Consider the following 26,910-nt stretch of genomic DNA (forward strand, 5'->3'; position numbering starts at 1 on the left):
TGCCCGATTCGGACGGCTCGGCGGCTGTCACCCGCTGCCTAGAGCTCGCGGTGACCGGCGGTGACTTCCCGGCCCGCGGGGTGGCCGGGAAGTCACCGCCGGAGGGTTTGCGACAATGGGTGGTCGATTGCCCAGCTCACGAAGGACGCCCAGACCCCCGATGGCCGACAGCCCTATCGATCAGAACGACCTCGCGACCTGCCTGCGGGTGCTCGAGCAAGCCGGGCAGTTGGACAAGGAGCATCCCGATTCCGTCGCCGTGCAGCGCGCGGTCGGGCACATGTTCAAGAAACTCAAGCAGCGCCGCCGCACCGAGGCCCGCGCCGCGGTGTCCGAGGCCGACCGCGCGGTGGTCGCCGCGACGGCGACGGGCTCACCGAACCGGATCGACGACGAGACCGCGGGCATCCCGATCAGCTCCAACGCCAAGGGCGCGAGTGCGGGCGAACTGCTGCGGGCCCGGCCCTGCTATATCTGCAAGGCCCGCTACACCCGGGTGGACGCGTTCTATCACCAGCTCTGCCCGGACTGCGCCGCCGACAGCCACGCCAAGCGCGACGCCACCACCGATCTGTCCGGCAAGCGGGCCCTGCTCACCGGCGGCCGCGCCAAGATCGGCATGTACATCGCGCTGCGGCTGCTGCGCGACGGCGCGCACACCACCATCACCACCCGTTTCCCGAACGACGCCATCCGCCGCTTCGCGGCCATGGACGACAGCGCGGACTGGATGCACCGGCTGCGCATCGTCGGCATCGACCTGCGCGACCCGGCCCAGGTGGTGGCGCTCGCCGACGACGTGGCCGCCCAGGGCCCGCTCGACATCCTGATCAACAACGCCGCCCAGACCGTGCGCCGCTCGGCCGGGGCGTACAGCGCGCTGGTCGACGCCGAGAGCGGCCCGCTGCCGGTCGGCACGTTGCCGGAGATGGTGACCTTCGGCAAGACCATGCAGGCGCACCCCACCGCGCTGACCGCCTCGCTCGCACCGTCGCTGAGCGCCGCCGATGTCGCCGAGCTGGCGCTGGTCGCGGGATCAGCGACGCCGGAACGGATTTCGGCCGGTATCGCCATCGACGCGGGCGGGCTGGTGCCGGACCTGGCGCACACCAACAGCTGGGTGCAGACCGTCGCCGAAGTGGACCCCACCGAGCTGCTCGAGGTGCAGCTGTGCAATTCGGTGGCGCCGTTCATCCTGGTGTCGCGGTTGCGCCCGGCGATGGCGGCCGCGCCGGCGCGGCGCAAGTACATCGTCAACGTCTCGGCCATGGAGGGCCAGTTCTCCCGCGCCTACAAGGGCCCGGGTCATCCGCACACCAACATGGCCAAGGCGGCGCTGAACATGCTGACCCGGACCAGCGCCCGGGAGATGTTCGAGGAGGACGGCATCCTGATGACGGCCGTCGACACCGGCTGGATCACCGACGAGCGCCCGCACTACACGAAGATGCGGCTGGCCGAGGAGGGGTTCCACGCCCCGCTGGACCTGGTGGACGGCGCCGCGCGCGTCTACGACCCGATCGTGCAGGGCGAGAACGGCAACGACCTGTTCGGCTGCTTCCTCAAGGACTACCGGCCCTCCCCCTGGTGATTTCCGCCTAAGCTGGTGGTGTGCTGTTCCGGCTGTTGGCCGACGCCACCGCGGCGGTGCACCTGGCGTTCGTCGGCTACGTGGTGGTCGGCGGATTCCTGGCGTGGCGGTGGCCGCGCACTCGCTGGCTGCACCTGCTGGCGTTCGGGTGGGGCTTCGGCACGGTGCTGATCGGATTCGATTGCCCGCTCACCTATCTGGAGGATTGGGCGCGCCGCCGGGCCGGGCAGCAGGGGTTGCCGCCCAGCGGCTTCATCGACCACTACCTGACCGGCGTGATCTACCCCGATTCGGCCCTGACCCTGGTGCGCGCCCTGGTCGCGGTGACCGTCCTGGTGTCGTGGGCCGGATTCGCGTGGCGGCTGCGCGATTCCCGCACACCGGCCCGGCGTTAGCGCAGCGTCTCCCCGATCACCTTGGCGACCGCGCCGGACTGCTCGTCCAGGTAGAAGTGCCCGCCGGAGAAGGTGTGCAGGCGGAATTCGCCGGTGGTGTGCGCCCGCCAGCCCGCGGCCTGCTCCGGGGTCGCGGTCGGATCCTCGGTGCTGATCAGCGCGTCGATGCCGCAGGTCAGCGGGGCGGCGGAACGGTGCCGGTAGGTCTCGACGGCCCGGTAGTCGGCGCGCACCGTCGGCAGGACGAGTTCGGCCAGACTCGGTTCCTCGCGCAGGACGGCGACCGAGGCCGGGTCGTCGGCCAGCAGCGCCAGCTGATCGATCAGCGCGTCGTCCGGGCCCAGGTGCAGGCGGCCCGGTTCGTCGAAAGTCGGTGCGGGACGGCCGGATACGAACAGGGCGCCGAGGCGCTGGCCGCCCTGTTCCAGGCGCACGGCCACCTCGTAGGCGACGGTCGCGCCCATGCTGTGCCCGAAGATCGACAGTCCCGCGACGGGCGCCTGCCGAAGCAGTTCCGCCGCGATCCGTTCGGCGAGGTCGTGCAGGTCCGTGACGGCCGGCTCGCCCAGCCGGTCCTGGCGGCCGGGATACTGCACGCCGACGACCGTGACGCCGGAATCGAAGCGCCGCGCCAACTCTCGATACGCGCTCGCCGAACCGCCGCCGGGCGGGAAGCACACCAGCTGATGGCGCGGCGCCGGATCGGCGCGCAACACCCGCAGCCAGTCCGTGCCGGTGATCGCCTTGTCCACGTCCCTGTCCTCTCTAGGTCCACGAAAGTAACACGCAAGCATTTCACCAACCCCCGACACTCGCGCCGCACGACTAGTGTCGACGACGTGATCGCGCATGCACGACTGGTCAACGACTATGAAACCGGAATCGGGGTACCCGGCTCCACCATCCCACCCGCTCCCGACCCCGGCGGCAATCTCGCTGCGGCGCTTCCGGTCTGGGCTCTCGCCGCCGGATCGGTCGCCGCGGTGACCGCCGCCGCCAACCGGCACCGGCAGGCGAACCGGCTGGCCCCGGTCTCGCACCGGATCGATCCGATGCGGATCAACGCGGCTTTCTGCAGCGACCAATTATTGCGGGTGGACGGCCGCCAGGTGCCGATGTTCGGCGACCTGTCCGGTTTCTTCCCCACCTTCGACGGCTGGGTCCGCACGCACGCCAACTATCCGCACCATCGCGCGCGCCTGCTGGCGGCCCTCGGCATGCCCGCCGACGCACCGCTGGATCTGGCGGTGGCGACACTGGCCATGACGCGTGCGGCCGACATCGAGGACAACGCCGCCGCGGTCGGCGCGATCGCGGTGCGGGTCCGCACCGAGGACGAATGGGCGCTGGAACCGCAGGCCCAGGCCGCCGCGTCGGGTCCGCTGGTGGCGATCGAGGCGCGCACCGACCGCGCCGCGCCGCGCTATCGCTCCGACCCCACGCCGTTCCAGCCGCTGCGCGGCGTGCGGGTGCTGGATCTGACCCGGGTGATCGCCGGGCCGGTCGCGACCCGGACCTTGGCGCTGCTCGGCGCGGAGGTGCTGCGCGTGGATCCGCCACAACTACCGGAGATCCCGTGGCAGTTCCTCGACACCTGCCAGGGCAAGCGCTCCACGCTGCTCGACGTCCGCGCGCAGTGGTCGGCCTTCGACGAATTGCTCTCCGCCGCAGACGTTCTCGTCACCGGTTACCGTCCCGGGGCGCTGGAGCGCGCGGGCCTGAGCACCGCGGTCCGCCCGGGCCTGATCCACGGCCGGATCTCGGCGTGGGGCGAGTCCGGCCCGTGGGGCGAGCGGCGCGGATTCGACAGCATCGTGCAGGCCGCGACCGGTATCGCCATCACCGAGGGCGCCCCGTCGGTCCCCGGCGCGCTGCCCGCCCAGGCCCTCGATCACGCCTCGGGCTATCTGCTGGCCGCGGGCATCATCGACGCGCTGGTCGCCCGCGTCTTCGACGGCATCGGCCGCGACGTGCGGGTCTCGCTGGCCCGGACGGCGTCCTGGCTGCTCAACGCCCCCGACCGCACTCCGGCGCACCCGCATCCGGCGGCGCCGAGCCCGGCGGCCGCGGTGTATCGCGGCAACACCATCACCGCCGCCCCGGCCCTGGCCGAATATCCCGACTACCTCTGGGCCGCACCGGAATACGGGGGTGACGAAGCCGCCTGGCCGGTGTACAGCCGTTGAGCCCTCTTGACGGAAATTCCAGGGGTGAACGGGGGCCGTCGCGGCCGGGGCCGCGGAAAATGCTTTGCGCAACTTGTCGGTGGGCGATGAGATTGTGATTCGGCGGTCGTCTCCAGTGCGGTGACCGTTACCGAATCCCGCCTGCCGGAAGGAAATCGCGTGTCCGCGACCAGCGATCGTCTCGAGGGCGCCGCCGGGGTCGCCCCGCGCGCCGGCCGCACCGAATGGATCGGGCTGGCCGTGCTGGCGCTGGCCTGCCTGGTGTACGCGATGGATATGACGGTGCTGCATCTGGCGGTGCCGATGCTCAGTTCGGATCTGCGCCCGACAAGTTCGCAGTTGCTCTGGATCATCGATATCTACGGCTTCATGGTGGCCGGGCTGCTGATCACCATGGGCACGCTCGGGGACCGGATCGGCCGCCGCCGCATGCTGCTGGTCGGGGCCGCGCTGTTCACCGTGGTGTCGATCGTGGCGGCGTTCGCGCCCAGCGCGGAGACGCTGATCGTGTGCCGGGCGCTGCTCGGGATCGCGGGGGCGACGGTCGCACCGTCCACCTTGTCGCTGATCTTCAACATGTTCCGTGATGCCCGGCAGCGCTCGGTCGCGGTCGGGGTGTGGGTGGGCGCGTATTCCACCGGCGGCGCGGTGGGGCCGATCTTCGGCGGGTTCCTGCTCGAGCACTTCTGGTGGGGTTCGGTGTTCCTGCTGGCCGTGCCGGTGATGGTGCTGCTGCTGGTGCTCGGCCCGAAGGTGCTGCCGGAGTTCCGCGATCCGGACGCGGGCCGGCTGGATCCGCTCAGCGCGCTGCTGTGCGTGGCGACGATGATCGCCGTGGTCTTCGGGATGAAGACGGTGGCCCAGGACGGTCTGGGCGGCACCGCCGTCGTCGCGCTGCTCGGCGGCCTGGCGGTCGGCGCGGTGTTCGTGCGCCGCCAGCTCACCCATGACGATCCCATGCTCGACCTGCGTCTGTTCCGGCTGAGCACGTTCCGGATCTCATTGCTGATCAACATGATCGGGATCTTCGTCGCGTTCGGGTACTTCCTGTTCGTCGCGCAGTACTTCCAGCTGGTGCTCGGGATGACGCCGCTGGCGACCGGGCTGGTGATGGCTCCCTCGGGCATCGGCTTCATCGTCGGCTCCCAGCTGACGCCGCGGCTGGTACGCGTGATCCGGCCCGCCTACCTGATCGGCGGCGGCATGGCCCTGGCCGGCGTCGGACTGCTGATGATGACGCTGCTGACCACCGACGGCGGCTACGGGATGGCGCTGGCCGCCTCGGTCGTCTGCTCGCTGGGGCTGGCGCCGGTGTTCGGCATCACGACCGAGATCATCGTCGGTTCCGCGCCGCCCGAACAGGCCGGCGCGGCCTCCGGGGTGTCCGAGACCGGCGCGGAACTCGGTGGCGCGCTGGGCATCTCGATTCTGGGCAGTATCAGCATCGCGATCTATCGCGGCGATCTGGCGAGCACGCTGCCGCCCCACCTGCCTCCGGACGCGGCGCAGGCCGCCCGCGACACGCTCGGGGCGGCCGTCGAGGTGGCGGCCGGATTGCCCGAGACGCTGGGCGATTCGGTGCTGACGGCGGCCCGGGAGGCGTTCCTGCACGGTGTGCACATCACCGCGGGTATCGCGGGCGTCGCGTCCCTGGTGATCGCGGTGGTCGCGTTCCGGCGGCTGCGGGCGCTGCCGCCGGGCGATTACAGCAGCGAGGACTGAGCGCCCGGCTCAGTCCGTGCTGAGCGCGGTCATCGCCGCGACCAGGTCCGCGCCGCCGGGCACGGCCTGCCCGCCGCTCATCATCCACAGCACCGACAACCCCTGAGTGAGCGAGAAATACAGGGCGGCCACGGCGTCGGCCTGCTCGGCGCTCAACCGCGGATGCGTCTCGATCAGGGACTGCGCGATATCGCGGTAGGCGTTGGGCAGGTTGTCGGCCATGAAGGTCTGGGGCTCGGCCGATCGGGTGACGCGCAGCATGTTCTCCAGGCTCGCCAGCATGGCCTCCCGGTTCTCGGCGAAGACGCCGGGCAGGCCGTCCACCATCGTCGCGAAGGCCTCCGGCAGCGGGCGGCCCGCCGTCTGCCGGATCAGCGCCTCCATGGCGTCGCCGATGCCGGTGCCCAACGCTTCGGCGAGCGCCTCGGTGATCAGGCGGTCCTTGGAGCCGAAGTGGTAGCCGATGGCCGCCAGGCTGACGCCGGCCGCGGCGGCGATGTCGCGGGCGGTGGTCTTGGCGACGCCGCGCTCCATGATCGCCTTGCGCGCGCCGGCCAGCAGATCTTCCCGGTTTCCCATCCGACCACCGTACCACCCGTCTCAGACGAACGTACAAGACGGTCGTCCTAGAGGCGGGCGTGGGTCGAGCCGAGGGGCGCTGACTAGGCTCGAGGTGTGCGGCAGAAGATCATCGTGGACGTCGATACCGGGATCGACGATTCCCTGGCCCTGCTCTATCTGCTCGCCTCCCCCGAGGCCGAGATCGTCGGGATCGCCTCGACCGCGGGCAATGTCTCCGCCGAGCAGGTCGCCGCCAACAATCTCGCCTGGCTCGACGTGTGCCGCGCACCCGCGATCGAGGTGGCGCTCGGCGCCGCCGAACCCGTCGCGATCCCGCTGCGCACCACCGAGGACACCCACGGACCACACGGCGTCGGTTACGCCGACCTGCCGAAATCGGCACGGCCGCTCTCGGATCGATCCGCGGTGCAGCTGTGGATCGACTCGGCTCGCGCCCACCCCGGCGAACTCGTCGGGCTGTGCACCGGGCCGCTCACCAACCTCGCGCTGGCCCTGCGCCTCGAACCCGGCCTGCCCCGGCTGCTGCGCCGCCTGGTGATCATGGGCGGGGCCTTCAACCATCCCGGCAACACCACGCCGACCAACGAGTGGAACGTGCACGTCGACCCGGAGGCCGCCAAGGAGGTGTTCGACGCCTTCGGCGCCGCGCCGCGGCGGCCGATCGTGTGCGCGCTCGACATCACCGAGACCATCGAGATGTTCCCGGAACACCTTGCGGCACTGGCCGAGCGTGCGGGCAGCCTGCCGCCGGAGCTGGTTTCCGCCACCGACCCGGCCGGGACCAGGTCGGCGGCGGCCAACCCGATCATCCGCCATTTCAGCGACGCGGTGCGGTTCTACTTCGAATTCCATCAGCACTACGACCAGGGCTATCTCGCGCACATGCACGATCCGTTCGCCGCCGCCGTCGCGCTCGACCCGGCGCTGGCCGTGCTGCGGCCCGCCACCGTGGACGTCGAGCTCACCGGGACCCTGACCCGGGCCACCACCGTCGCCGACTGGTCCGGGATGTGGGGGCGGGAACCCAACGCCGACATCGTGATCGGGACCGATCCCGCGCTGTTCTTCGACCGTCTGATCACCCGGGTGGGCGATTTCGCCCGGGCGCTCTACCCCGCAGAGGAGGTTCGGTGACCGCCGAGCAGGACGACCGCTATCTCGCCGCGCTGCGCGCCCGCCTCGGGCTGGCCGGAATCGTCGACGTGCACACCCATTTCATGCCCGAGCAGGTGCTGCGCAAGGTCTGGGCCTACTTCGATTCCGCGGGCCCGCTGACCGGGCGCGAATGGCCGATCACCTATCGCGACGACGAGCAGGTGCGGTTGAAGACGTTGCGCGGGTTCGGCGTTCGCGCCTTCACCTCGCTGGTGTACCCGCACAAGCCGGACATGGCGGCCTGGCTCAACGAGTGGACCGCCGACTTCGCCGCGCGCACCCCCGACTGCCTGCACACCGCGACGTTCTACCCGGAGCACGGGGTCGACTCCTACGTGGAGGTGGCGCTCGAAGCCGGTGCGCGGGTCTTCAAGGTGCACATCCAGGTCGGGGACTTCCATCCCGGCGATCCGCTGCTGCACCCGGTGTGGGGCATGCTGGAGGATGCCGGCACGCCCGTGCTCATCCATTGCGGGTCGGGTCCGGCGCCCGGCTCGTTCACCGGCCCGGAGCCCATCGCCGCTCTGCTGCACCGCTTTCCGCGCCTGCGCCTGATCATCGCGCACATGGGAAACCCCGAGTACTCCGAGTTCCTCGACCTGGCCGAGCGCTACGCGGGCGTGCACCTCGACACCACCATGGTGTGGACCGACTTCAGCGAAGCCGACGCCCCCTACCCGCCCGCCGAGCGCCCGCGGCTGCTCGAACTCGGCGACCGCATCCTGTTCGGCAGCGACTTCCCCAACATCCCCTACCCCTACGCCCACCAGGCGTTCGCCGTGGAGCGGCTGGACCTCGGCGACGCTTGGCTGCGGAACGTGCTGCACGACAACGCCGCCCGGCTCTTCGCCCTGGACTGAGCTACCCGCCCAGCGCCTCCCGGAAGTGCTCGGCGAGATCGAGAGCGGCGGCCTCGGCGGGCGTCACCCACGCGTGGTCGTCGTGCTCGGCCGGATTCAGGCGCACCGTCGCGCGCCCCCGCTCGGCCACGTCGAACACCCGCGCGTGGATGCGCAGCGGCCGCCCGGCCACGTCCATCCACGAGCGCGCCGATCGTTCCCCGAGCACCTCGATCACCAGCCCCGTCTCCTCCGCGACCTCGCGCACCGCGGCCTGCTCGGCCCGCTCCCCCGGTTCGATCCCCCCGCCCGGCAACTCCCACCGCCCCGCCAGGAACACCCCCGGAGCCCGCCGAACCAGCAGCACCGCCCCCGCCCGCTCGATCCGGCAGTACACCAAGTGCTTCTCACCCACCGGACGATCAAAGCACGAACCCCCGATTTGCCCCACACCCCGTCCGCCGGGAAAGCTCGGTACCTCGGATGTCCAGGGAGGGAACTCATGAATTCCGTTGGCGCAAGCACCTTCGTCCTCGCGATCGGCTCGGAGCCCGCCCAGCCGGGTGATCGCGACACACTCGGGGGCTGGCCGATCCTCGAGGCCGGGCGATCATGGCCCGAATGTGACTGCGGGGCGCGGCTAGCCTTGTTCTTCCAGCTCGAAATACCCGCCGAGGTGCCGCATTTCGGCGGTGACCAACTACTCGTCTTTCATTGCCCGCAGGAGAGCGGCCCGTCCGGCTCTAGCACCGAAACCCAGCTGCCCGAACGCTATTGGGACCACCCGCCCGGCGCGGACTCCCGCTTCTGGCAAATCCTGCTCCAGCGCAACGGAACAGCCACCCAAACCCCCGACCCTTACTTCCCGCCCAAACGCCTCATCATCGACTCGACACCCAACCAACTGGACTGCGACGCCTTCGGCGACCTCGGCGGCATCCCCGACTGGCTCCAAGCCCCCGAACACCACCACTGCGCCTGCGGCACCGACCTCGCTTTCCTCTGCCAGATCTACGAGGACTTCCCCTTCGCCGACTACGTCGACCCCGACCTCGACGACTCCCTCGACTCCTCGGGCCTCGAAGACGGCCTCTTCCTCGGCAACCAGGTCTACCTCTTCGCCTGCCCCGCCCACTGCGACCCCGCCGCCACCTGGGCCGTCTGCCAGAACTGACCGCCTAGCGCGGAATGGCGGAGGGCACCGGATGATCGGCTTCCAATGCCGGAAGCCCATCGATGCTGGCAGCGTTGTCGCCGGCGATGCGGGCGGCGAAATCCGCCTCCGTACGGCGCGTGTGCAACGCGTCCAGCACCGGTCGCTCCTCTACCAGGTCGAGATAGGGCACCGAGTAGCCGCAGGAGTCGGCCCGCGACGACGATCACGCCGCGCAAACCGGGGTGCTGCAGACCGAAATGCGGGCGCAGGGCGTCGAACTCCGCGGTGTCAGGCCGGACCAGGCGACCGGTGCCGAACAGGCGCAGGATCTTCGACTGCCGGGTGAAGGAGCAGAACATGCTGGTGATGCGTCCGTTGTCACGCAGGCGGTTGAGTCCTATCTCACGGCAGGTCAGCCGGGGTTGCGGGAGAGTCCGCTGGCGCGCAGGACGCGGCGGGCGATTGCGGCGCGGATCGATTCGTCGGTGCCGATGACGCGGACGTGGCGGCGGGCGCGGGTGATGGCGGTGTAGAGGAGTTCGCGGGTGAGCAGGGTGGATTCGGGTTCGGGGAGGACGACGGAGACGGTGTCGTATTGGCTGCCCTGGCTGCGGTGGATGGTCATCGCGAAAACCGTTACCACGGCGGGGAATTGGGTGGGGTGCACGAGGTAGGGCTCGCTGCCGCGTTGCAGGGCGGCGCGCAGGGAGCCGTCCGGGAGGCGCACGATGACGCCCGTGTCGCCGTTGTAGATGCGGGCTTCGTGGTCGTTGGCGGTGACCAGCAGGGGCTGGCCGGGATACCAAGGGACCGTAGGTGATTCGGGGCCCGCGCCGCCCGCCGCGGCCCACTCGGCGGCCATGCGGTCCCAGCGTTCGACGCCGAAGGGGCCCTGGCGGTGTGCGCACAGCAGGCGGTGCGATTCCAGCGCGGTGAGCGCGCCGGTGGCGTCGCCCGCGAGCGCGGCCTCGGTGACCGCGCGCGCGGCCGCCACCACATCCGCGCGCACCGGCCTGGTGTCCTCGGGCACGCACAGCGACAACTCGGAGCCGCCGGCGCGCAGCAGCTCGAGGGCCGTGTCGGCGTCGCCGGCGCGCACCGCGACGGCGAGATCAGCGATCTTGCCACCGAAGCGGCGGCCACGGGTGAGGCGGACGATGCCGCCGCGCAGCCGGGTCTGTTCCAGCGCGGTCAGCGATTCGGCGTGCGGCTGCGCCGGATCCGGGCCGAGCACCTGCTCCAGGACCGGATTCGGTGCGCCCGCGACGGGTCCCGCGACGAGGTCGGCGAGCACCGCGCCCGCGTCCACCGAGGCCAGCTGATCCGGATCGCCGACCAGGACCAGCCGCGTATCGGGGCGCAGGGCCGCGAGCAGGCTGCTCATCATGGTCAGCGACACCATCGAGGTCTCGTCGACCACGATCACGTCATAGGGCAGCCGATTGAATTCGTGGTATTTGAAACGGGTGCTGCGACTGCGCTGCCAGCCCAGCAGCCGGTGCAGCGTCGAGGCGGTCAGTTCCGGCAGCTCCAGCGTGCCGGCCTGCTCACGCACCGCCTCCTGCAACCGGGCCGCGGCCTTGCCGGTCGGCGCGGCCAGGGCGATGCGCAGGGCGGGCAGCTTGGGATGGGCGCGCTGATGCGCCTCCAGCAGCGCCAGGATCCGGGCGATGGTGTGGGTCTTGCCGGTGCCGGGGCCGCCCGCGACCACGGTCGTCCAATGGGTCGCGGCCAGGGCGGCGGCCAGCCGCTGCCGGTCGGGAGCGAGACCGGGTGCACCGTCGAAGAGCCGGTCCAGTTCGCGCCGCACCAGCGCCGGATCGATCACCGGGTGACTGCCCGAGCGTTCGGTCAGCACACGGCGAATCGTCTGCTCCTGCTGGAAATACCGGTCCAGGTACAGCAGCGGCCCACCGTCCCGGTCCCCCGGCACCAAGCGCAGCGGACGCAGCGGCCCCGCCTGCCCGCCGACCACGAGCGGGCTGGCCTGCAACGCGGCAACCACGACCGCGGTCTCGGGCCACGGCAGGGTCGCCGGATCGATGCCGGTCCCCGCGTCCCAGCTCTCGTCGGCGTCGACGCCGATCTCGCGCATCCGATCGAGTTCCAGGCACACCGAGCCCGACCGCACCGCGCGCACCGCCAGCGCGGCCGCGAACAGCACCGGTTCGGCCTCCTCGCGGCCGAGCCGGCCCAGCCGCACCGCCACGTGCACGTCCGCGGCGGAGAGCACCCCGGCCTCGTTGAAGGTGCGCAGCAGTCCGGAACCGCGCTGCGCCAACTGAATCGAGGTCATCCGGCCGCCTCGCCCGCGAGCAGATCCGACAGCGCGACGATCAGCGCGGCGGGCGGCGTCCAGTCGAAGACACCGCGACCGGGCGGCGTGTCCGGGCCGATCATGCCGCGCACGAACAGATACGCGCAGCCACCCAGGTGCCGGGCCGGATCGTAATCGGGCAGGCGCCAGCGCAGGTAACGGTGCAGGGCCACGGAGTACAGCAGGGCCTGCAGCGGGTAATGGGAGCGCCGCATCTCCGCGCACATCCGCTCACGGGTGTAGTGGTCGACGGTCAGATCGCCGGTGCCCAGCCGGTTCGTCTTGTAGTCGACGATCACGAAACGCGGTGCGGCGCCGTCGGTGACGCGCAGCACGGCGTCGATGCTGCCGGTGAGGTAGCCGCGCAGCGGAACATCGTCGAGGGCGGCCAATTGCTCGGCGTAGGGCCGGAATTCGTCGTCGGCGGGCAGGTGCGCGCGCAGCAGATCGGCGATCTGGCGCAGGGTGGCGGTGTGGGCGGCGGGCGTATCGCCGCCGGAGAGCGGCAGTTCGAATTCCAGCTCGTTGAGCTGATCACGGCCGGAAATATCGGCGAGGCAACCGAATCCGAGCGGCGTGCGCAGGACGGCCAGCAGCGCGGCGCCGAGCAGCTCCGGATCGATCTCGGCCAGCAGCTCGTCGATGGCGGCGCGGCTGCGGGTCAGCACCTCGGCGGCGAGATCGGGGGCCTCGCGATCGATCAGCTCCAGCACCCCGTGCACGAGGGTGCCGAACTCTGCGCCGTAGGGCAGGGCGTTCATCAGCGACGGTGCGGCCGTGGGCAATTCGGTGTCGTCGAGCAGCGGGGTGGCGGGCTCGTCGGTGGTGTCGTGCGCGTCCTCCGGCTCGGCGGCGGCGAGATCGTGCGCGCCCGCGGTCAGCGCCGAGTAGGAGGTGCGACGCCACTGCTGGTCCAGGATCCGCTCGAACCGGGCGGCCGCGAGCGCGCCGGCGGCCCGGTCGGTGCGGACGCGGCGCGGTCGCACCGCCTCGGCGGTGTCGACGGCGGTCACCGAGATGGCCTCGGGCGCCGCGGCCGCCCAGGCCGCGATGTTCTGGACCGCGACAGCGTCGGCGGGAACCGAGGCCCGGTTCGGGACGAGGTCGCCGCCCTCGGGGCGGCCCAGGATCATCCGGTGCAGCGGCGCTGCGGCCGTGGTGATCGCGGGCGCCCACCAGGCCACGACCTGGCACATGGCGCGGGTCAGGGCCACATAGAGCAGGCGCAGCTCCTCCCCCGCTTCCTCGGCCTCGGCGCGCTGCTTGCGTTCGGCGAAACCCGGGGCGTCTTGGCCGCCGACATCGAGCACGCGGGCGCCGGTATCGTCGTGGAACAGCAGGGTCGCCGGGTACGGATTCTTCGCGCTGTCCCACGCGAAAGGCAGGAACACGACCGGGAATTCGAGGCCCTTGCTGGCGTGCACGGTGGCGATCTGCACGGCGGCGGCGTCGCGGTCCAGGCGCCGGCTGCGGTCGGCCACCGAGCCCGAGGCGGGGTCGCGCACGCGATCGGTGAGCCAGCGGGTGAGCGCGGTCAGGCCCAGGCCCTCGGTGAGGGCGACCTGGTCGAGTAGTTGCGCGATGTGGCGCAGGTCGGTGAGGTCGCGCTCGCCGTTCTCCACGGTCAGCAGGCGCTGGGCCAGCCGCGTTTCCGCGGCGAGCTGCTCGAACACCGCGGCGAAGCCCGCACGCGCGAAGAGGCGGCCCGCCTCGCGCAGCTGTGCGCTGACCCGGCCGACGAGATCCGCTCCGCCGCTGTCGATCTCGGCGGCGGTCACCCCGATGAGCGGCGTGCACGCGGCCAGGCGGACCCGGTCGGAGCGATGCGGCTGTTCCAGCGCGCGCAGCACCCAGAGCCAGTCGGTGGCGGCGGCAGTCGCGAACACGCTGGTGCCGCCCGCCAGCACGGAGGCGACGCCCACCTTGTCCAAGGCGGCGCGCACCACATCGATCTGCGAGCGGGTGCGCACCAGGACCGCGATGTCGCCCGGGCCGATCGGGCGCGCGACAAAGGTACCGGACTCGGTCTGCGCGGCCGTGTTCGGATCGTCCGGCGCGGTGATGATCGCCTGATCGCGCAGTGTGGTGCCGGACTCGAGCAAGCCGACGATGTCGGCGGCGAGGTCCTCGGCGACCTTGGCGCGCAAGCGGCCGACCGCCGGGAACCCGGATTTGTTGAGCGGGCCCGCACCGGTGCGCGGGAGACAGCGGACGCGCAGCGGGGTGATGAGGTCGGCCGGGCCGGACAGGCGGGTCCAGGAGCGGGTCGCCGCCACCGGGTAGACGGTGATCTCCTTGTGCCCCAGCGCCGCTCCGCCGTGCAGGTGGTCCAGGGCGGCGAGCAGACCGGCGTCGCTGCGCCAGTTGGTGTCGAGTTCACAGCGGTGGTCGGCGTGTGCGACCGCGTCCAGGTAGCTGAGCACCTCCGCGCCGCGGAAGGCGTAGATGGCCTGCTTCGGGTCGCCGACCAGGACCATGGTGGTGTGGCCGTGGAAGGCGCGGCGCAGGATGTCCCACTGCAGCGGGTCGGTGTCCTGGAATTCGTCGACCAGCGCGACCCGGTAGCGATCCCGGATGCGAGCGCAGGCGCGCGCGCCGTGCCGCGGATCGGCGAGCACCTCGTGCAGCAGGACCAGCAGGTCGTCGAAATCGCGCAGACCCGAAAGCCGTTTGCGGCGTTCGGTTTCCGAGCGCACGGTGGCGGCGAAGGCGACGCGCTGCCCGGCCGCGCCGTCGCCCTCGGGGGCCAGGCGGGCATGCCGGTCGCGCACCGCGGCCAGCGCCAGGGTGTGCGCTTCCTTCAGGCCGAAGGGGGGTTCGGTTCGGGCGTACCGGTTCAGGTACAGGTCGTCGGCGACGGTCAGCACGACCTCGTCCACGTTCTCGACCAGGCGCGCGCCGGGGTCGTGTTCCCCGGCCAGACCGAGTTCGTCGAGCATGCGCTGGCAGAAACTGTGCGTGGTGACGATGGTGCCCGCGTCGAAATCCGACAGCGCCACCAGCAGTCGCTCGCGCCGCCGCCGCACCTCCGCCGGGTCGGCCGCGGCCAGATGCCGCACCAGCTCGTCGGGATGCGCACGAGCCGCTTCCGGGTCCACCAGCGCCGCGGCCACGGCGACGAACCGGTCCCGCGCCCGTTCCCGCAGCTCCTGGGTCGCGGCCCGGCTGAAGGTCACCAGCAGCAGCTCGGAGACGTCGATGCCGACCTCGGCCACGTAGCGCACGGCCAAGCCGACGATCGCGTGCGTCTTGCCGGTGCCCGCGCTGGCCTCCAGCACGGTCGTCCCGGTGGGCAGCGGCCCGAACGGATCGAACCGCCCCGGCTCGGCCAGCTCCTCGGCCGCGAACACCAGATCCTGCACGGTCATCCGCGCCACCCACCCGAAACCCGCATGGGCAAACCCACTTCCGCCTCGGTAACTCGCAAACCCCGATCGAACCACTCGATCCCGCGAATGCCGTGCACCCCGGCCCGCGTGTCCGTGTTGATCATGACCGGTGCGTTGCCCGCGCCGCCCGCGCCGGGGGCGGTCATGGCTGGCCCTGGGTTTCGGCGGCGAGCAGCGGGGTCCAGAGGCGGCGGGCGAGGGCGCCGAAGTGTGTGGTCTCGTTGGCGTCGCCGGCCGGCGCGGGCGCGGTCATCAGATCGTCCAGGCGCGGGGCCGGGCCCCAGATGTAGCGCAGGTGCCGGTCGGTGTGGTCGCCGAAGGCGCCGGGACCGTTGGGGCCGCCGTTGAATTCGCGTTCGGCGGCGCTGAACGCCTCCTCGGCCGAGGAACCGCGGAAGCGTCGTTCGGCGTAGGCGGCGGTCGCGGTCGGCGTGATCGGCAGCGGCTCGCAGAGGCCCGCGTCACGCAGCTTCACCAGATCGCGCAGGACGGTGACGGCCGCCGGGCGGTCCGGGGCGGTGAGCGCCGAACGCCAAGCGGGACGATGGAATTGGCCCCGGCCGGTGGTGACGGCGCGCCAGGAGCGGTCCTCGGTGGCGGCCAGGGCGAGCAGCGCGACCCAGGCGGCGATCCGGTGCTTCGGCGCGAGCCGGGAGAAGGTGGTGCGCACCAGGGTTTCGCCGTGCACCTCGGGCACGGTGCCGGTGAGCCGGCGGCCGCCGCCCAGATCGATCGCGACGTCCACCGCGCGCGCCGGGCTCTGGTACTCCGGCAGCGCGGCCCGCACCAGTTTGTCCACGGTGTGCTCGACCTCGTCGAGCACCGCGCCGCCCAGACCGAACGGCGGCAAGGTGCCGCGCCGCCACTCGGCGGCGCGCAGGCCGGAGGCGTCCGCGCCGGTGAGCCGGGCGGTCAGCAGTCGTTCGCCCAGTTCCCATTTGGCGAGACCGTCGAGTTCGATAGGCAGGCGGTCGGCGATGTCCTCGTCGTGCTCGGGGACGCGCAGACCCAGGCGCTGCCACAGGAACGCGCGGATCGGATGCTCGGCGAACGCCATCAGGTCGGCCAGCGCCACGTCGCCGAGTTCGGGGGCGGGCAGCGGCTCCGGCAGGAACGCCGGGCGCGGGCTGGGCGGGGCGGCGGCGGCCACGGCGCCCGCCAGCGCGCCGGTGTCGAAGCTGAACGGCCGGTCCGCGTCGAAGTTCCGGCGATCGAAGCTCTGCAGCGGATGCCGGACCAACACGTCCTGGTCTGCCGCCAGGTAACCGCGCAGGGCGTCCAGGAGTTCGGCGACCGGGATGGCGGGCGGGCGCTTGCTGCCGGTCACCGGATCCGCGCCGGTGTGGAACACCAGCAGCCGATCCTGGGCCGCCATGATCGCGTCCAGCAGCAGCTGGCGATCCTCGCTGCGCGAATCCCGTTCGCCCAGCTGCGGATCGCGGGCCAGCACGTCGTCGCCGTCGCTGCCGCCGGCGCGCGGGAACACGTCGTCGTCGAGCCCGAGCAGCACCACCACCCGGTGCGGCACCGAGCGCATCGGCGTCAGGGTGGCCACGGTCAGCTCACCGGTGCGGAAGTTGGCGCGGGTCGGGCGGGCGGCCAGCCGATTGGCCAGCAGCACACCGACATCCGGCAGCCGCAGCTGCACGTCGCCGGCGTGCTCGGTGGCGGCGGTGAGTTCCCGGCGGGCTTCGGCGCGGATCCAGGCGTCACGGTCGGGCACGTCGGTGAGCAGGTCCAGGGCGCGCGCCAGCACGGCCGCCCACTCGCCGGCCGGGCGCGGGCCGCGCAGATCGCGCAGGCACACCGCGAGCCGGTCCACGAATTCCGCGAACCGCCCGGCCAGGTCGACGTCGCCGGAGTCCACGTCGCCCAGCGGCAGGGCCAGATCCAGCCAGTCGTCGGCGCTCTCGTCGGCGGTGACGCCGAGCAGGATCCGATCGACGGCGCTGTTCAGCGTGTTCTGCGCGAAGTCGGCGAGCCCGAACGCCTGCCGCTGCCGCTGCCCGATCCCCCAGCGCGCGCCGGACTCGGCGGCCCACTCGCGCAGCCGCTCGATCGCGTCGTCGTCGAAACCGCAACGGCGGCGGACAGTTTCGGAGGCGGCCAGATCCAGCACCTGGGTCACCGTGACCCGCCCGTCGGCCAGCTCCAGCAGCGTCGCGATCACCGCGAGCATCGGATTGGTGACCCCGCGCCCCCGATCGGCCAGCCGCACCCGCAGCAGCTGCGCGGGATGGGCCGCCTCCTCGCCCGCCGCGCCACCGCCGAACGCCGCGCGAACCAGCGGCGCGTACGCCTCCACCTCGGGACACATGATCAGCACGTCGCGCGGTTCCAGCGTCGGATCCGCGGCGAACAACCCGAGCAGACACTCCCGCAGCACCTCGACCTGCCGCGTCGGCCCATGACACGCGTGCACCTGCACCGTGCCGTCGGCGGCGTGGGCCGCCTCGACCGGCGGCCACCGATCCGCGCGGATCCCCTCCTGCACCGCCGCCAGCAACGTGCACGGCCCCGCCTGTTCGCGAACGTCCGCCCGCTGCGCGGATTCTGCCGACGCGGATTCCGGCCCGCAAGCCTGCGTCGAGTGCGCGGGCAGGTGGGTGGTGGCGACGGTGTGCAGGCGCTGCTGGAGCTCGCGCACATCGCGGGCCAAGCCGGTGAGCAGAGGGTGGTGCAGGGCGGTGGCGGTGGTGTCGGCGGCGCGGGTGGATGCGGGCGGGAGTTCGGCGAGGGTGGACCACATGGCCGGGCTGGGGTGGGCCAGCCAGAGGTGGACGTCGCGGGTCGCGCCCAGGGCGGTGAGCACCGCGAGCTGGTCGGCGGGCAGGCGGGTGCCGCCGAAGATCGAAAGACGTTGCGGCAGATCGATGGACGCGGGTTCGGCGCGCAGCCGCGCGCAGGCCGGCTCGAGCCGTTCGGCCGGGCTCGGCGCACCGATCTCGGCGCGCAGCCGCCGCCACAGCGTCGGTTGCCACAGCAGATCGTCGGGGACCGGATGCCCGGCCCCGTCGGTGTCCGAACCGGCCGCCCAGTCGGTGATGAGCGCGGGGCGCTGCGCGGCGTAGCTGTCGAAGAGCGCGGTGAGCCGGGCCGCGGTCGCGTAGCGCCGCCCGACGCGATGGTCGCGACCGGTCGGTTCGCCCGCACCCAGATGCCGGGCGAGCACGGCGCACCACGGTTCCGGCAGCGCCGCGTCGATCACCCGCAGCAGCGCCCACACCACACGCTCCGGCGCCCACGGATCCGCCTCCGGCCGCACCCCCGCCGCGGCGGCGAGCACGTCCGCGACCAGCGCGGCCGGTGACGGGAACCGGATATTGGCGGCCACACCATCACCCCGGGCGGCGCCGCCCGATACGCCCAGCACCGTCGAGAGTCGTTGCGTCAGCCAGCGTTCCACGCCCTTGGCCGGCACCGCCACCACCTCCGCGGCGAACGGATCATCCAGCGGCGTCGCCAACAGCGCGGCGAGCGAATCGGCCAGGATGTCGGCGCGCTCGGCACGGTGGATGTGCAGCGGCATTGGTCGTTTATACGCCAGCGACTCCTCCGCAACCGCACCGGCCCCCGGACGGCGGAAAGTGAATTAAGCCACAGGCGAACGGATTTCTCGGCCGTGTCACGCGGAGTCGCGGGAAGCGGTGTGCGACAGTGCTGAACCGGGGAGGACGGGAAGCTGGATCGAAAGGCTGGTTCGCGTCAATGGCAGCGAAGGTGATTCCCCTGTTTCCGAGGGCCGGATTCACAGTCCGCCGCATCGGTGACCACTGGGAGTTGATCAACTCACGGTTCTACGGTCGCACGGTCGTGCTACAGAGCTGGCCACGCGACCGGCACGCCGAGGCCTTCGAGCACTGCTATCGCCTCAACGGGCGCACGGTCGAAGAGCTGCTCGCGGCCTTCCGCTGAATTCGGCTCGCGCCGAACCGGATTGCTCACTCGATAGTTTTGCGAATAACACAGCGGCGCGCCGAGCTCAAGACGTGCGTCCCACGGGCCGATGTGCCAATGTGTTCCCTCGTGCGTTACCCCATGGCCGGCACCGGTGCACTTCCCCGCGTGGCCGCATCAGCTTGTGTCCTCGCCGCCGCGGCGGTTCTGATCCCGACCGCGCCCGCGCTGGCGCCCAGGGCCGACGCGGCCCCGCCCGCGTTGACCCGCACCATTCCCGGCTTCGACGCCGACCTGAGCAACAGGATCGATCGCGTCGACGCCTACCTGAAGACCCGCCCCGGCGTCACCGGCTACATCATCCGCGACCGCGTCACCGGCGGCGTCTACGCCAACGAGAACGCCGAGAACCAGGTCTGGACGGCGTCCACGATCAAGCTCGCCATCGCCGTCGACCTGCTCAATCGCGCCCGCGTCGGCGCGATCGCGCTCAGCCCGGAGGATCGCGGGCTGATGGAATCGATGCTGGCCACCTCCAACGACACCGCCACCGACATCCTCTGGCAGAAGTACGCCGGGCTGGACCGCATGGCGTTCAACAACGCCTTCCGCGCCAACGGGATGACGAGCCTGGTGCCGCAGCCGACCACCACCGCGATGTTCCCGGATTGGTCGTTCCAGAAGTGCACCGTGGCCGACCTCGATCGCCTGATGGACTACGCGCTCACCGGCATGCACCCCGACGACAAGGCCTACCTGCTCGACCGCATGCGCTCGGTGGACTACAACCAGCACTGGGGCGTCTGGGGCGCGGGCGCGAAGATGCGCCCGGGCCTGAAGAACGGCTGGTCCGCCGAACAGGGCGGCTGGGTGGTCAACTCGGTCGGCTTCGCCGGACCCGAAGAGCGCTACACCCTCGCGATCATGAGCGCGCTGGGCCCCGACGGCGGCTACACCGAGGGCGCCGACACCGACACCAAGGTCGCCGAGATGCTGCTCAAGGGCCGCTGATCCGCCGCAGGGTGACGGGCGCGTCGTCGCGCGGGAACGGAATCGTGGTGAAACCCCACGGCATCCGATAGTCCGCCGGCAGGCTCCACTCGTAGGTCCGGACCAGCTCGGCGACCAGCGTCTTCACCTCGAGGGTGCCGAAGTGCATGCCGATGCACTTGTGCGCGCCCGCCCCGAACGGCACCCAGGCCAGCCGATGCGATTTGTCCTCGCGCCGGTCCGGGCCGAACCGTTCGGGGTCGAAGATCTCCGGGCGGCTCCACAACTCGGGCAGGAAGTGGTTGACCTGGTACGCCAGGTCGACCGGCGTGCCCGCGGGAATGTAGTGGCCGAGGATCTCGGTGTCGCGTACGGCCCGGCGGACGAAGCCTGGCACCGGCGGCATCAGCCGCAGGCTCTCCTTGATCACCAGGTCCAGCTCGGTCATCCGGTCCAGGTCGGCGATGGTGCGCGCGGCGCCCGCCGCCCGCGCCTCGACCCGGACCCGCTCCTGCCATTCCGGGTGTTTGCCCAGGTAGTAGAGCACCGCCGTGGCCGTGGTCGTGGTGGTGTCGTGCGCGGCCATGATCAGGAAGATCATGTGGTTGACCACGTCGGCGTCACTGAACACGTCTCCGTCCTCGCTGCGCGCGTGGCACAGCGCGGAGAAGAAATCCGGGGAGTCGCCGCGGCGTTTACGCGGGATCATCTCGGTGAAGTACTGCTCGAGCACCGCCCGCCCGCGCAACCCGGCCCGCCAGCGTCCGCCCGGCACCGGATGCCGGATGGTGGCGAGGCCCGCATGTGTGCACGCGAGGAAAGCATCGATCAGCTCGCCGCGCCGCGGCCCGACGTCGACCGCCATGAACGTCTCACCCGCGATGTCCAGGGTGAGGTCCTTGAGGGTCGGGTAGAGACGCACGGTCGCGCTGGTCTCCCCCTTCGGCACCCACTGCGTGATGGCAGCGCGTGCCACGGGCGCGAGCGCGGCCACGTGCGCTTCGAGCCGGTCCCGGGTGAACGCCTGCTGCATGATCCGCCGATGGAACATGTGCTCGTCGAATTCGAGCAGCAGCAGGCCGCGGCCGAAGAACGGTCCGATGAAGTAGTTCCAGCCCTGCCCGAAATCCCGGCGGCGCATGCCCAGCACCTGATCGATGGCCTCGGGGCCGGTCACCAGCACCCGTTCCACACCCAGCGACCGCGACATCGACACCGGCCCGTAGCGGCGGTGCCGCGCCATCACCTCCGCCGGGCCCCAGCGCAGATATTGCAGCGCCCGGCCCAGATACGGCAGCCCGATATCGCCGTGCACCGCGACGGTCGAACTGGCGGCCGGCGGCGCGGCGAGCACCCGGGGCCGCTCCGGGATGCGGCGCAGCACCCGATCGATCACATGTTCGGCCGGAATGTCGATGAGCGAGGCGTTCTCCGAGACACGAGCGTCGGCAACCATGCCAAACCTCCAGGAACGAGGGTGTTCATCGTATTCTTTTCGCACGCCCGGCGGCCCGGGTTTACGCACAACGCGACGCGGCTAACCGGATCTCGCCGTGACGGCCCGAAAGGCGCCGACTACGGTTGACCCTGCGGCGTGCGCTCGGGCTCGGATGTGTGAACGTCGCGCATGGATACCGGAAATAACCGTCTGCGGGGGACGAACCCCAGGTCTTCGAGGAGCACCGGCGATGAGCACAGAAGCTGTCGAGAACCGTCGTCACAAGGTGGTGGTGATCGGTTCGGGCTTCGGTGGCCTGTTCGGCACCAAGCACCTCAAGCGCGCCGACGTCGATGTCACCCTGATCTCCAAAACCTCCACCCACCTGTTCCAGCCGCTGCTGTACCAGGTGGCCACCGGCATCCTGTCGGTCGGCGAGATCGCCCCCGCCACCCGCCTGGTGCTGCGCAAGCAGCGCAACGCGCAGGTGCTGCTCGGCGACGTGATCGACATCGACCTGCAGAACAACACCGTCACCTCCGAACTGCTGAACCAGGAGACGGTCACCCCGTTCGACAGCCTGATCGTGGCGACGGGCGCGCAGCAGTCCTACTTCGGCAACGATCAGTTCGCCACCTACGCCCCCGGCATGAAGACCATCGACGACGCGCTCGAGCTCCGCGGCCGCATCCTCGGCGCGTTCGAGGGCGCCGAGCTGGCCACCTCGCAGGAGATGCGGGACCGGCTGCTCACCTTCGTGGTGATCGGCGCCGGCCCCACCGGCGTCGAATTGGCCGGGCAGATCGCCGAACTCGCCGACCGCACCCTGGAAGGCACCTTCCGCAACATCGATCCGCGCGACGCCCGGGTCATCCTGGTCGAGGGCGCGGGCGCGGTGCTCGGCCCGATGGGCCCCAAGCTCGGCGGTCAGGCCCAGCGCAAGCTGGAGAAGATGGGCGTGGAGATCCAGCTCAACGCCATGGTCACCGATGTCGACGCGCACGGCGTCACGGTCAAGGATTCCGACGGCACCATCCGGCGCATCGAGTCCTCGACCAAGGTGTGGTCGGCCGGTGTACAGGGCAGCCCGCTGGGCAAGATGCTCGCCGAACGGTCCGAGGGCACCAAGGTGGACCGCGCGGGCCGCGTCATCGTCGAACCCGATCTCACCATCAAGGGGCACCCGAACGTCTTCGTCGTCGGCGACCTGATGTCGGTGCCCGACGTCCCCGGTATGGCGCAGGGCGCGATCCAGGGCGCCACCTACGCGGCCAAGGCGATCAAGGCCGGCCTCAAGGGCGCACGCCCGGAGGACCGCAAGCCCTTCAAGTACTTCAACAAGGGCTCCATGGCGACGATCTCGCGGTTCAACGCCGTGTGCCAGGTCGGCAAGCTGGAGTTCGGCGGGTTCCTGGCGTGGCTGGCCTGGCTCGGGCTGCACCTGTACTACCTGGTCGGCTACCGGAGCCGGCTGATCACCGTCATCCAGTGGTTCGTGTCCTTCCTCGGCCGCACCCGCGGTCAGATGGCGGCGACCGAGCAGTGGGTGTTCGCCCGGCTGGCGCTCGAACAGGTCAACTCCGACGAGGAGGAGGCCGACGAACTCGCCGCGGCGCTGGGCGCGCCTCCGGGCAACGGCCGGGCTCCCGGCCGCGCCGCCGCGGAACAGCAGGCCGGTTAGGCACTTTCGTACCGTTTCCGGCCCATCCACGCACGTTTCCTGACCGAATTCCGAAGGAACACTCTTCGAATTCGACAGGAAGGTTATTCGTGGGCAAACCCGAGAACAGTCCACCCGCCCGGCGCCGCCGCGGCCCGCTGCTGCTCGTGGGGACGCTGCCGTTCGCGGCGGCCATCGCGGGCGCGGGTATCGCCGTCGCGGATCCGGCGCTCGCCGAGCGCGGTCCCGGCGCGGGCCTGCTGGTCGATTCGACCGCATCGGGCGGCGCCTCGGCCGGACTGGACACCAAAGCCACGGTGCAGGCGCAGCTCTCTCCGGATACCGGGCTCGAGGTGCGCACCGAGTCGCGGGTCGAGCCCGAGGTCCGGGCCGGGGTCACGACCGGGATCGGCGTGGGCGCCGCGGTCGAGCCGACGCGGTGACCGCGAGAGCACGAAGACAGGCAGTACGCACCGGTGATCATGCGGCCGGGCAGGATTCGCGAATCGAGCGGATCCGGCCCGGCCGTTTCTCATAGCTACCCGAGGGCTACTCGGATATTCCGGGCCGGCCGCCGAACGGACCAATCCGCGGCGCTCGTGGATCCGAATGTGGGACGTCGAACTTGCATTTCATTGAGAAAGGAAGTTGATGCCCACAGGAAAGCACAGGGCTCCCACCCCGCAGCGCACGACGGTCGGCACGGTCGTCGCCGCGGGCGCGGGCACGCTGGTGCTCGCACTCGTCGGCACCGGCACCGCGAACGCCGATCCCGCCGAGACGACCACGCTTTCGGAGAAGGCCCAGTGGCCCGCGGCCGACGTTCCCAACGCGTCGCCGTACGAGGGCCTGAACATCCCGGACGACACCAAGAGCTCGCTGCAGTGGTCGCGCCCGGCGCCGGACAAGCGGTACCTCGCCCCCGTGGGCGTGCTGCACCCGCCGGTCCCGGTGGCCCCGGTGCCGCCGATCGCGCCGCCGCCCGGGCAGTTCCGCTTCGGTGATGTCACGGTGCCCGCTCCGGACTGGATCGACAAAGAGCAGGCGATCCAGATCAACGACCAGTCCGCCGTGACCGAGGCGAACCTGGCGACGTTCCTCGACTCGATCGGCATGGAGCGCAGCCGGTCCGACCGGATCGCCGGGCAGACCGTCGGCACCGCCGCCATCGGCGCGGCGGCCGCCGCGGCGTCGGCGGCGCCGTTCGCGCTGACCTCCGCGCTGGTCGGCGGCACCGTCGGCCTGGTGCTCGGCCTGCCGCTGGTGCCGGTCGGCATCGTCGCGGGTCCGATGCTCGGCGCGGCCGCCGGTGCGGCCATCATCACGGTGCCGGCCGCGGTCGTCGGCGCGGCGGCCGGTGGCGTCGTCGGCGCGGTGAACGCGTTCAACGCGCCGTCCCGGGTCGTCGGGGACTGAGCGCGGCTTAAGGCAAGGGACGGGGACCCGACAACGGCGTCGGGTCCCTCCTTCCCGTTCTGCGCAGCAAGACGATTCGCGCAAAACCCAAATGTGAAACATGATCGTTCGTTACTGTGCCGCTACCCATAGAGCACGGGTAGATAGGGAACACAGCATGAACGCACACACGATCGGCGCGCGGCGAGTCCGCATGGGCTTCACCGCCTTCGTCGCCGTGGCCGCCACCCTCGTCCTGACCGCGCCGCAGGCCGGCGCCTGGGTCGGCGATCTCGCCGTCTCCGGCCAGGACCACAAGGTGGGCTGCACCTACACCCTCACCGCCTCGGTCGAGGTGGACCGGCTGAGCACAGTGAAGTTCACCGACAACGGCGCCGATATCCCCGGCAGCCCCGTCGCGCCCTCGGTGCTGACCAACAAGGTCAGCCTGAAGTGGACTCCGCAAACCGCCGGCGCACACAAACTGGTGGCCCGGCAACTGCTCGTCTCCGACTCCGTCACAGTGCAGGTCGCGGCGGCCGGGAACTCCGGCAGCAGTGGCTGCGGAGGCGGTCTCGGCGGATTGCTCCCGAGCCTGTCCGGTTAACGCGCAGCCGTTCGGCCCGAATCGAATTCGGGCCGAACGGCCGAGGGGGTGGCCCGACTCGGCCCCGCGCGCGTCGAGCGAGTCGGTCGGATGCCCCAGGCCGCTCGCCGGTCAGGCGGGCGAAGTCACCGGGTCGGTCGCGCCACCGCTGCCCGGCTGCCACCTTCGGCCTCAGACGGGTACCACAGCCGCCGATGCAGACGCGGGCCCCTCCGCTCGCAGTGTTCGGCCGATATGCGTGAATAAGCTGCCGCCCGCGGCGAGCGGAAGCAGGACTCCGTCGAGGCCGTCGACCTCCGCGGGACGATCGTCCGGATAGACGAATTCGCTGTCCAGCGCCCGCGGCGCGGAGATCGCGTCGTCGGTCACCGCGAGCCCCCCGAGGTGCAGGCGGTGGCGCAGCAGCGGCACCGCGCCGAGGTCGGCGACGAGATCGCCGCGCCACTCGCCGGACTCCTCGCCGCTGCGCCCGATCTGGATCCGCTCCCGGATGCGTACCCGCGCGCCGGCGCCCAACCGCACCGTCGTGCGGGCATGGTGACGCGCCCCGCCCGCGACGATCGTCGGTTCCGGGTCGAAGTCCAGCACCGCGTCTTCGCCGACCTCGAAGTGCCAGTGCGCCACCGACAGCGGCGTCGCGACGCTGGGCAGCGCGATCGTCGCGGCGACCGAGCGCACGGTCAGGCGCGCGCCGTCGCCGACCACGATGCGGATATCGAGCTCGTCACCGCCCAGCGGGGTGGCGGCGGTACCGATCATGTGCACCGTGTCCGGCGCCGTCCGGCGCGCCGCCAGCCCGCCGACGGCCTCGATCACCGGCAGCGACCCGACGGCCGCCACGATCCGTAATTCAGTGCGCAACAGCGGAATCGGAAGCGTGCGCGTCGGCGTGCGCGAGCGCGGCCAGCTGTTCACGCACCCACGCCAGCACCGGCGTCGCGGCCGGGTCGTCGGTGAGCGAGATCAGCGCGGTCGGCCGGTTCTCGCGCACCTTGGTCGCGTCGCGTTCCATCACGCCCAGGTCCGCGCCGACCAGCGGCGCCAGGTCGGTCTTGTTGATGACCAGCAGATCCGAGAAGGTCACGCCCGGGCCGCCCTTGCGCGGCACCTTGTCGCCACCGGCCACGTCCACCACGAAGATCTGCACGTCGATCAGGCCGGAGGAGAAGGTCGCGGTCAGGTTGTCGCCGCCGGATTCCACCAGGATCAGATCCAGCGGCGGGTTCGCCGCGATCAGGTCGTCGATGGCGTCCAGGTTCGCGGTGATGTCGTCGCGGATGGCGGTGTGCGGGCAGCCGCCGGTCTGCACGGCGGTGATCCGCTCGTCCGGCAGCACGGCGTGGCGGCGCAGGAAGTCGGCGTCCTCGGTGGTGTAGATGTCGTTGGTGAGCACGGCGATCGACAGTTCGTCGCGCAGCTGGCGGCAGAGCGCGGCGGTCAGCGCCGTCTTGCCGGAACCGACCGGGCCGCCGATTCCGATCCGCAGCGCCTCGCCCGGCGTGCGCTGCCGCTTGGGACGATCGTGCGAATGGTCGTGGGGCTCACCGTCGATCAGGTGCGGGGGCATGGTGGCAGTCTCCTTCTCTCGGTG

23 protein-coding genes are annotated in these 26,910 nt (G+C 71.3%); 13 read left to right on the forward strand and 10 right to left on the reverse strand.

Going from position 1 to position 26,910, the window contains the following annotated elements; translation table 11 throughout:
• Nucleotides 1-160: 160 nt before the first annotated feature.
• Together AB0I43_RS28335 and AB0I43_RS28340 are read left to right on the forward strand one after the other, a co-directional pair.
• The gene (locus AB0I43_RS28335; protein ID WP_357432888.1) at nt 161-1,591 is read left to right on the forward strand and encodes an SDR family NAD(P)-dependent oxidoreductase; all 1,431 of its coding nucleotides are present in this window, start codon (nt 161-163) and stop codon (nt 1,589-1,591) included.
• 20 nt (nt 1,592-1,611) lie between these two features.
• On the forward strand, nt 1,612-1,986 hold the full coding sequence (locus tag AB0I43_RS28340; protein ID WP_357432889.1) for a DUF2784 domain-containing protein: 375 nt from the start codon (nt 1,612-1,614) through the stop codon (nt 1,984-1,986).
• On the opposite strand, the gene AB0I43_RS28345 is transcribed toward AB0I43_RS28340, so the two are convergent.
• Complete coding sequence (locus AB0I43_RS28345) at nt 1,983-2,738, reverse strand: alpha/beta fold hydrolase (protein WP_357432890.1); 756 nt, start codon at nt 2,736-2,738, stop codon at nt 1,983-1,985. The two genes, AB0I43_RS28340 and AB0I43_RS28345, sit on opposite strands and share 4 nt — an antisense overlap.
• Nucleotides 2,739-2,825: 87 nt before the next feature.
• Here AB0I43_RS28345 and AB0I43_RS28350 point away from each other — a divergent pair, with 87 nt between their 5' ends.
• Both AB0I43_RS28350 and AB0I43_RS28355 read left to right on the forward strand, forming a co-directional pair.
• Nucleotides 2,826-4,172, forward strand: coding sequence for a CoA transferase (locus tag AB0I43_RS28350; protein ID WP_357432891.1), 1,347 nt, complete (start codon nt 2,826-2,828; stop codon nt 4,170-4,172).
• A 159-nt stretch (nt 4,173-4,331) separates the two neighbouring features.
• A complete protein-coding gene (locus AB0I43_RS28355; RefSeq protein WP_357432892.1) occupies nt 4,332-5,894 on the forward strand; it encodes an MFS transporter in 1,563 nt (520 codons plus the stop codon).
• Between the two features lie 9 nt (nt 5,895-5,903).
• Here the strand turns inward: AB0I43_RS28355 and AB0I43_RS28360 are convergent, their stop codons facing one another.
• Nucleotides 5,904-6,473 carry a TetR/AcrR family transcriptional regulator gene (locus AB0I43_RS28360; protein ID WP_357432893.1) on the reverse strand — a complete coding sequence of 190 codons (570 nt, stop codon included), beginning with the start codon at nt 6,471-6,473 and terminating at the stop codon, nt 5,904-5,906.
• A 96-nt stretch (nt 6,474-6,569) separates the two neighbouring features.
• On the opposite strand from AB0I43_RS28360, the gene AB0I43_RS28365 reads away from it, so the two are divergent.
• Nucleotides 6,570-7,610, forward strand: a complete 1,041-nt coding sequence (locus AB0I43_RS28365) for a nucleoside hydrolase (protein ID WP_357432894.1) — start codon at nt 6,570-6,572, stop codon at nt 7,608-7,610.
• On the forward strand, nt 7,607-8,491 hold the full coding sequence (locus tag AB0I43_RS28370; protein WP_356981445.1) for an amidohydrolase family protein: 885 nt from the start codon (nt 7,607-7,609) through the stop codon (nt 8,489-8,491). The genes AB0I43_RS28365 and AB0I43_RS28370 overlap by 4 nt, the downstream gene beginning before the upstream one ends.
• 1 nt (nt 8,492) lies before the next feature.
• Here AB0I43_RS28370 and AB0I43_RS28375 read toward each other — a convergent pair whose 3' ends face one another.
• Entirely contained in the window at nt 8,493-8,885 is a 393-nt protein-coding gene (locus AB0I43_RS28375; protein ID WP_356981444.1) for an NUDIX hydrolase, read from the reverse strand.
• Nucleotides 8,886-8,972: 87 nt separating this feature from the next.
• Between AB0I43_RS28375 and AB0I43_RS28380 the strand changes: the two genes are divergently transcribed.
• On the forward strand, nt 8,973-9,644 hold the full coding sequence (locus AB0I43_RS28380) for a hypothetical protein (RefSeq protein WP_356981443.1): 672 nt from the start codon (nt 8,973-8,975) through the stop codon (nt 9,642-9,644).
• Between the two features lie 4 nt (nt 9,645-9,648).
• Here AB0I43_RS28380 and AB0I43_RS28385 read toward each other — a convergent pair whose 3' ends face one another.
• The 4 genes from AB0I43_RS28385 to recC form a co-directional block, all read right to left on the reverse strand.
• The gene (locus AB0I43_RS28385) at nt 9,649-9,783 is read right to left on the reverse strand and encodes a hypothetical protein (protein ID WP_356981442.1); all 135 of its coding nucleotides are present in this window, start codon (nt 9,781-9,783) and stop codon (nt 9,649-9,651) included.
• Between the two features lie 255 nt (nt 9,784-10,038).
• Nucleotides 10,039-11,922 (reverse strand): exodeoxyribonuclease V subunit alpha, encoded by a 1,884-nt coding sequence (gene recD, locus AB0I43_RS28390; protein WP_356981441.1) that lies wholly within the window; start codon nt 11,920-11,922, stop codon nt 10,039-10,041.
• Nucleotides 11,919-15,311: a UvrD-helicase domain-containing protein gene (locus AB0I43_RS28395; protein ID WP_356981440.1), complete on the reverse strand. Its 3,393-nt coding sequence runs from the start codon at nt 15,309-15,311 to the stop codon at nt 11,919-11,921. The genes recD and AB0I43_RS28395 overlap by 4 nt, the downstream gene beginning before the upstream one ends.
• A gap of 163 nt (nt 15,312-15,474) precedes the next feature.
• Nucleotides 15,475-18,861, reverse strand: a complete 3,387-nt coding sequence (gene recC / locus AB0I43_RS28400; RefSeq protein WP_356981439.1) for an exodeoxyribonuclease V subunit gamma — start codon at nt 18,859-18,861, stop codon at nt 15,475-15,477.
• 179 nt (nt 18,862-19,040) lie between these two features.
• On the opposite strand from recC, the gene AB0I43_RS28405 reads away from it, so the two are divergent.
• Both AB0I43_RS28405 and AB0I43_RS28410 read left to right on the forward strand, forming a co-directional pair.
• Nucleotides 19,041-19,247, forward strand: a complete 207-nt coding sequence (locus tag AB0I43_RS28405) for a hypothetical protein (protein ID WP_356981438.1) — start codon at nt 19,041-19,043, stop codon at nt 19,245-19,247.
• Between the two features lie 99 nt (nt 19,248-19,346).
• Nucleotides 19,347-20,240: a tat pathway signal sequence gene (locus tag AB0I43_RS28410; protein ID WP_356981437.1), complete on the forward strand. Its 894-nt coding sequence runs from the start codon at nt 19,347-19,349 to the stop codon at nt 20,238-20,240.
• Here AB0I43_RS28410 and AB0I43_RS28415 read toward each other — a convergent pair.
• Entirely contained in the window at nt 20,227-21,675 is a 1,449-nt protein-coding gene (locus AB0I43_RS28415; RefSeq protein ID WP_356981436.1) for a cytochrome P450, read from the reverse strand. The genes AB0I43_RS28410 and AB0I43_RS28415 overlap by 14 nt on opposite strands.
• Nucleotides 21,676-21,907: 232 nt before the next feature.
• Between AB0I43_RS28415 and AB0I43_RS28420 the strand changes: the two genes are divergently transcribed.
• The 4 genes from AB0I43_RS28420 to AB0I43_RS28435 all read left to right on the forward strand — a co-directional run bounded on the left by AB0I43_RS28420 (nt 21,908) and on the right by AB0I43_RS28435 (nt 25,319).
• Nucleotides 21,908-23,338 carry an NAD(P)/FAD-dependent oxidoreductase gene (locus AB0I43_RS28420; protein ID WP_356981435.1) on the forward strand — a complete coding sequence of 477 codons (1,431 nt, stop codon included), beginning with the start codon at nt 21,908-21,910 and terminating at the stop codon, nt 23,336-23,338.
• Nucleotides 23,339-23,427: 89 nt separating this feature from the next.
• Nucleotides 23,428-23,760, forward strand: coding sequence for a hypothetical protein (locus tag AB0I43_RS28425; RefSeq protein ID WP_356981434.1), 333 nt, complete (start codon nt 23,428-23,430; stop codon nt 23,758-23,760).
• 208 nt (nt 23,761-23,968) lie between these two features.
• The gene (locus AB0I43_RS28430; RefSeq protein WP_356981433.1) at nt 23,969-24,733 is read left to right on the forward strand and encodes a hypothetical protein; all 765 of its coding nucleotides are present in this window, start codon (nt 23,969-23,971) and stop codon (nt 24,731-24,733) included.
• Between the two features lie 157 nt (nt 24,734-24,890).
• Entirely contained in the window at nt 24,891-25,319 is a 429-nt protein-coding gene (locus AB0I43_RS28435; protein ID WP_356981432.1) for a hypothetical protein, read from the forward strand.
• A 171-nt stretch (nt 25,320-25,490) separates the two neighbouring features.
• Here AB0I43_RS28435 and AB0I43_RS28440 read toward each other — a convergent pair whose 3' ends face one another.
• Nucleotides 25,491-26,180, reverse strand: coding sequence for an urease accessory protein UreD (locus tag AB0I43_RS28440; RefSeq protein ID WP_356980693.1), 690 nt, complete (start codon nt 26,178-26,180; stop codon nt 25,491-25,493).
• Nucleotides 26,170-26,886: an urease accessory protein UreG gene (gene ureG / locus AB0I43_RS28445; RefSeq protein WP_356980691.1), complete on the reverse strand. Its 717-nt coding sequence runs from the start codon at nt 26,884-26,886 to the stop codon at nt 26,170-26,172. The genes AB0I43_RS28440 and ureG overlap by 11 nt, the downstream gene beginning before the upstream one ends.
• Between the last annotated feature and the right edge of the window lie 24 nt (nt 26,887-26,910).

The sequence above is a fragment of the Nocardia sp. NPDC050435 genome, from assembly GCF_040655395.1.
Classification (GTDB): domain Bacteria; phylum Actinomycetota; class Actinomycetes; order Mycobacteriales; family Mycobacteriaceae; genus Nocardia.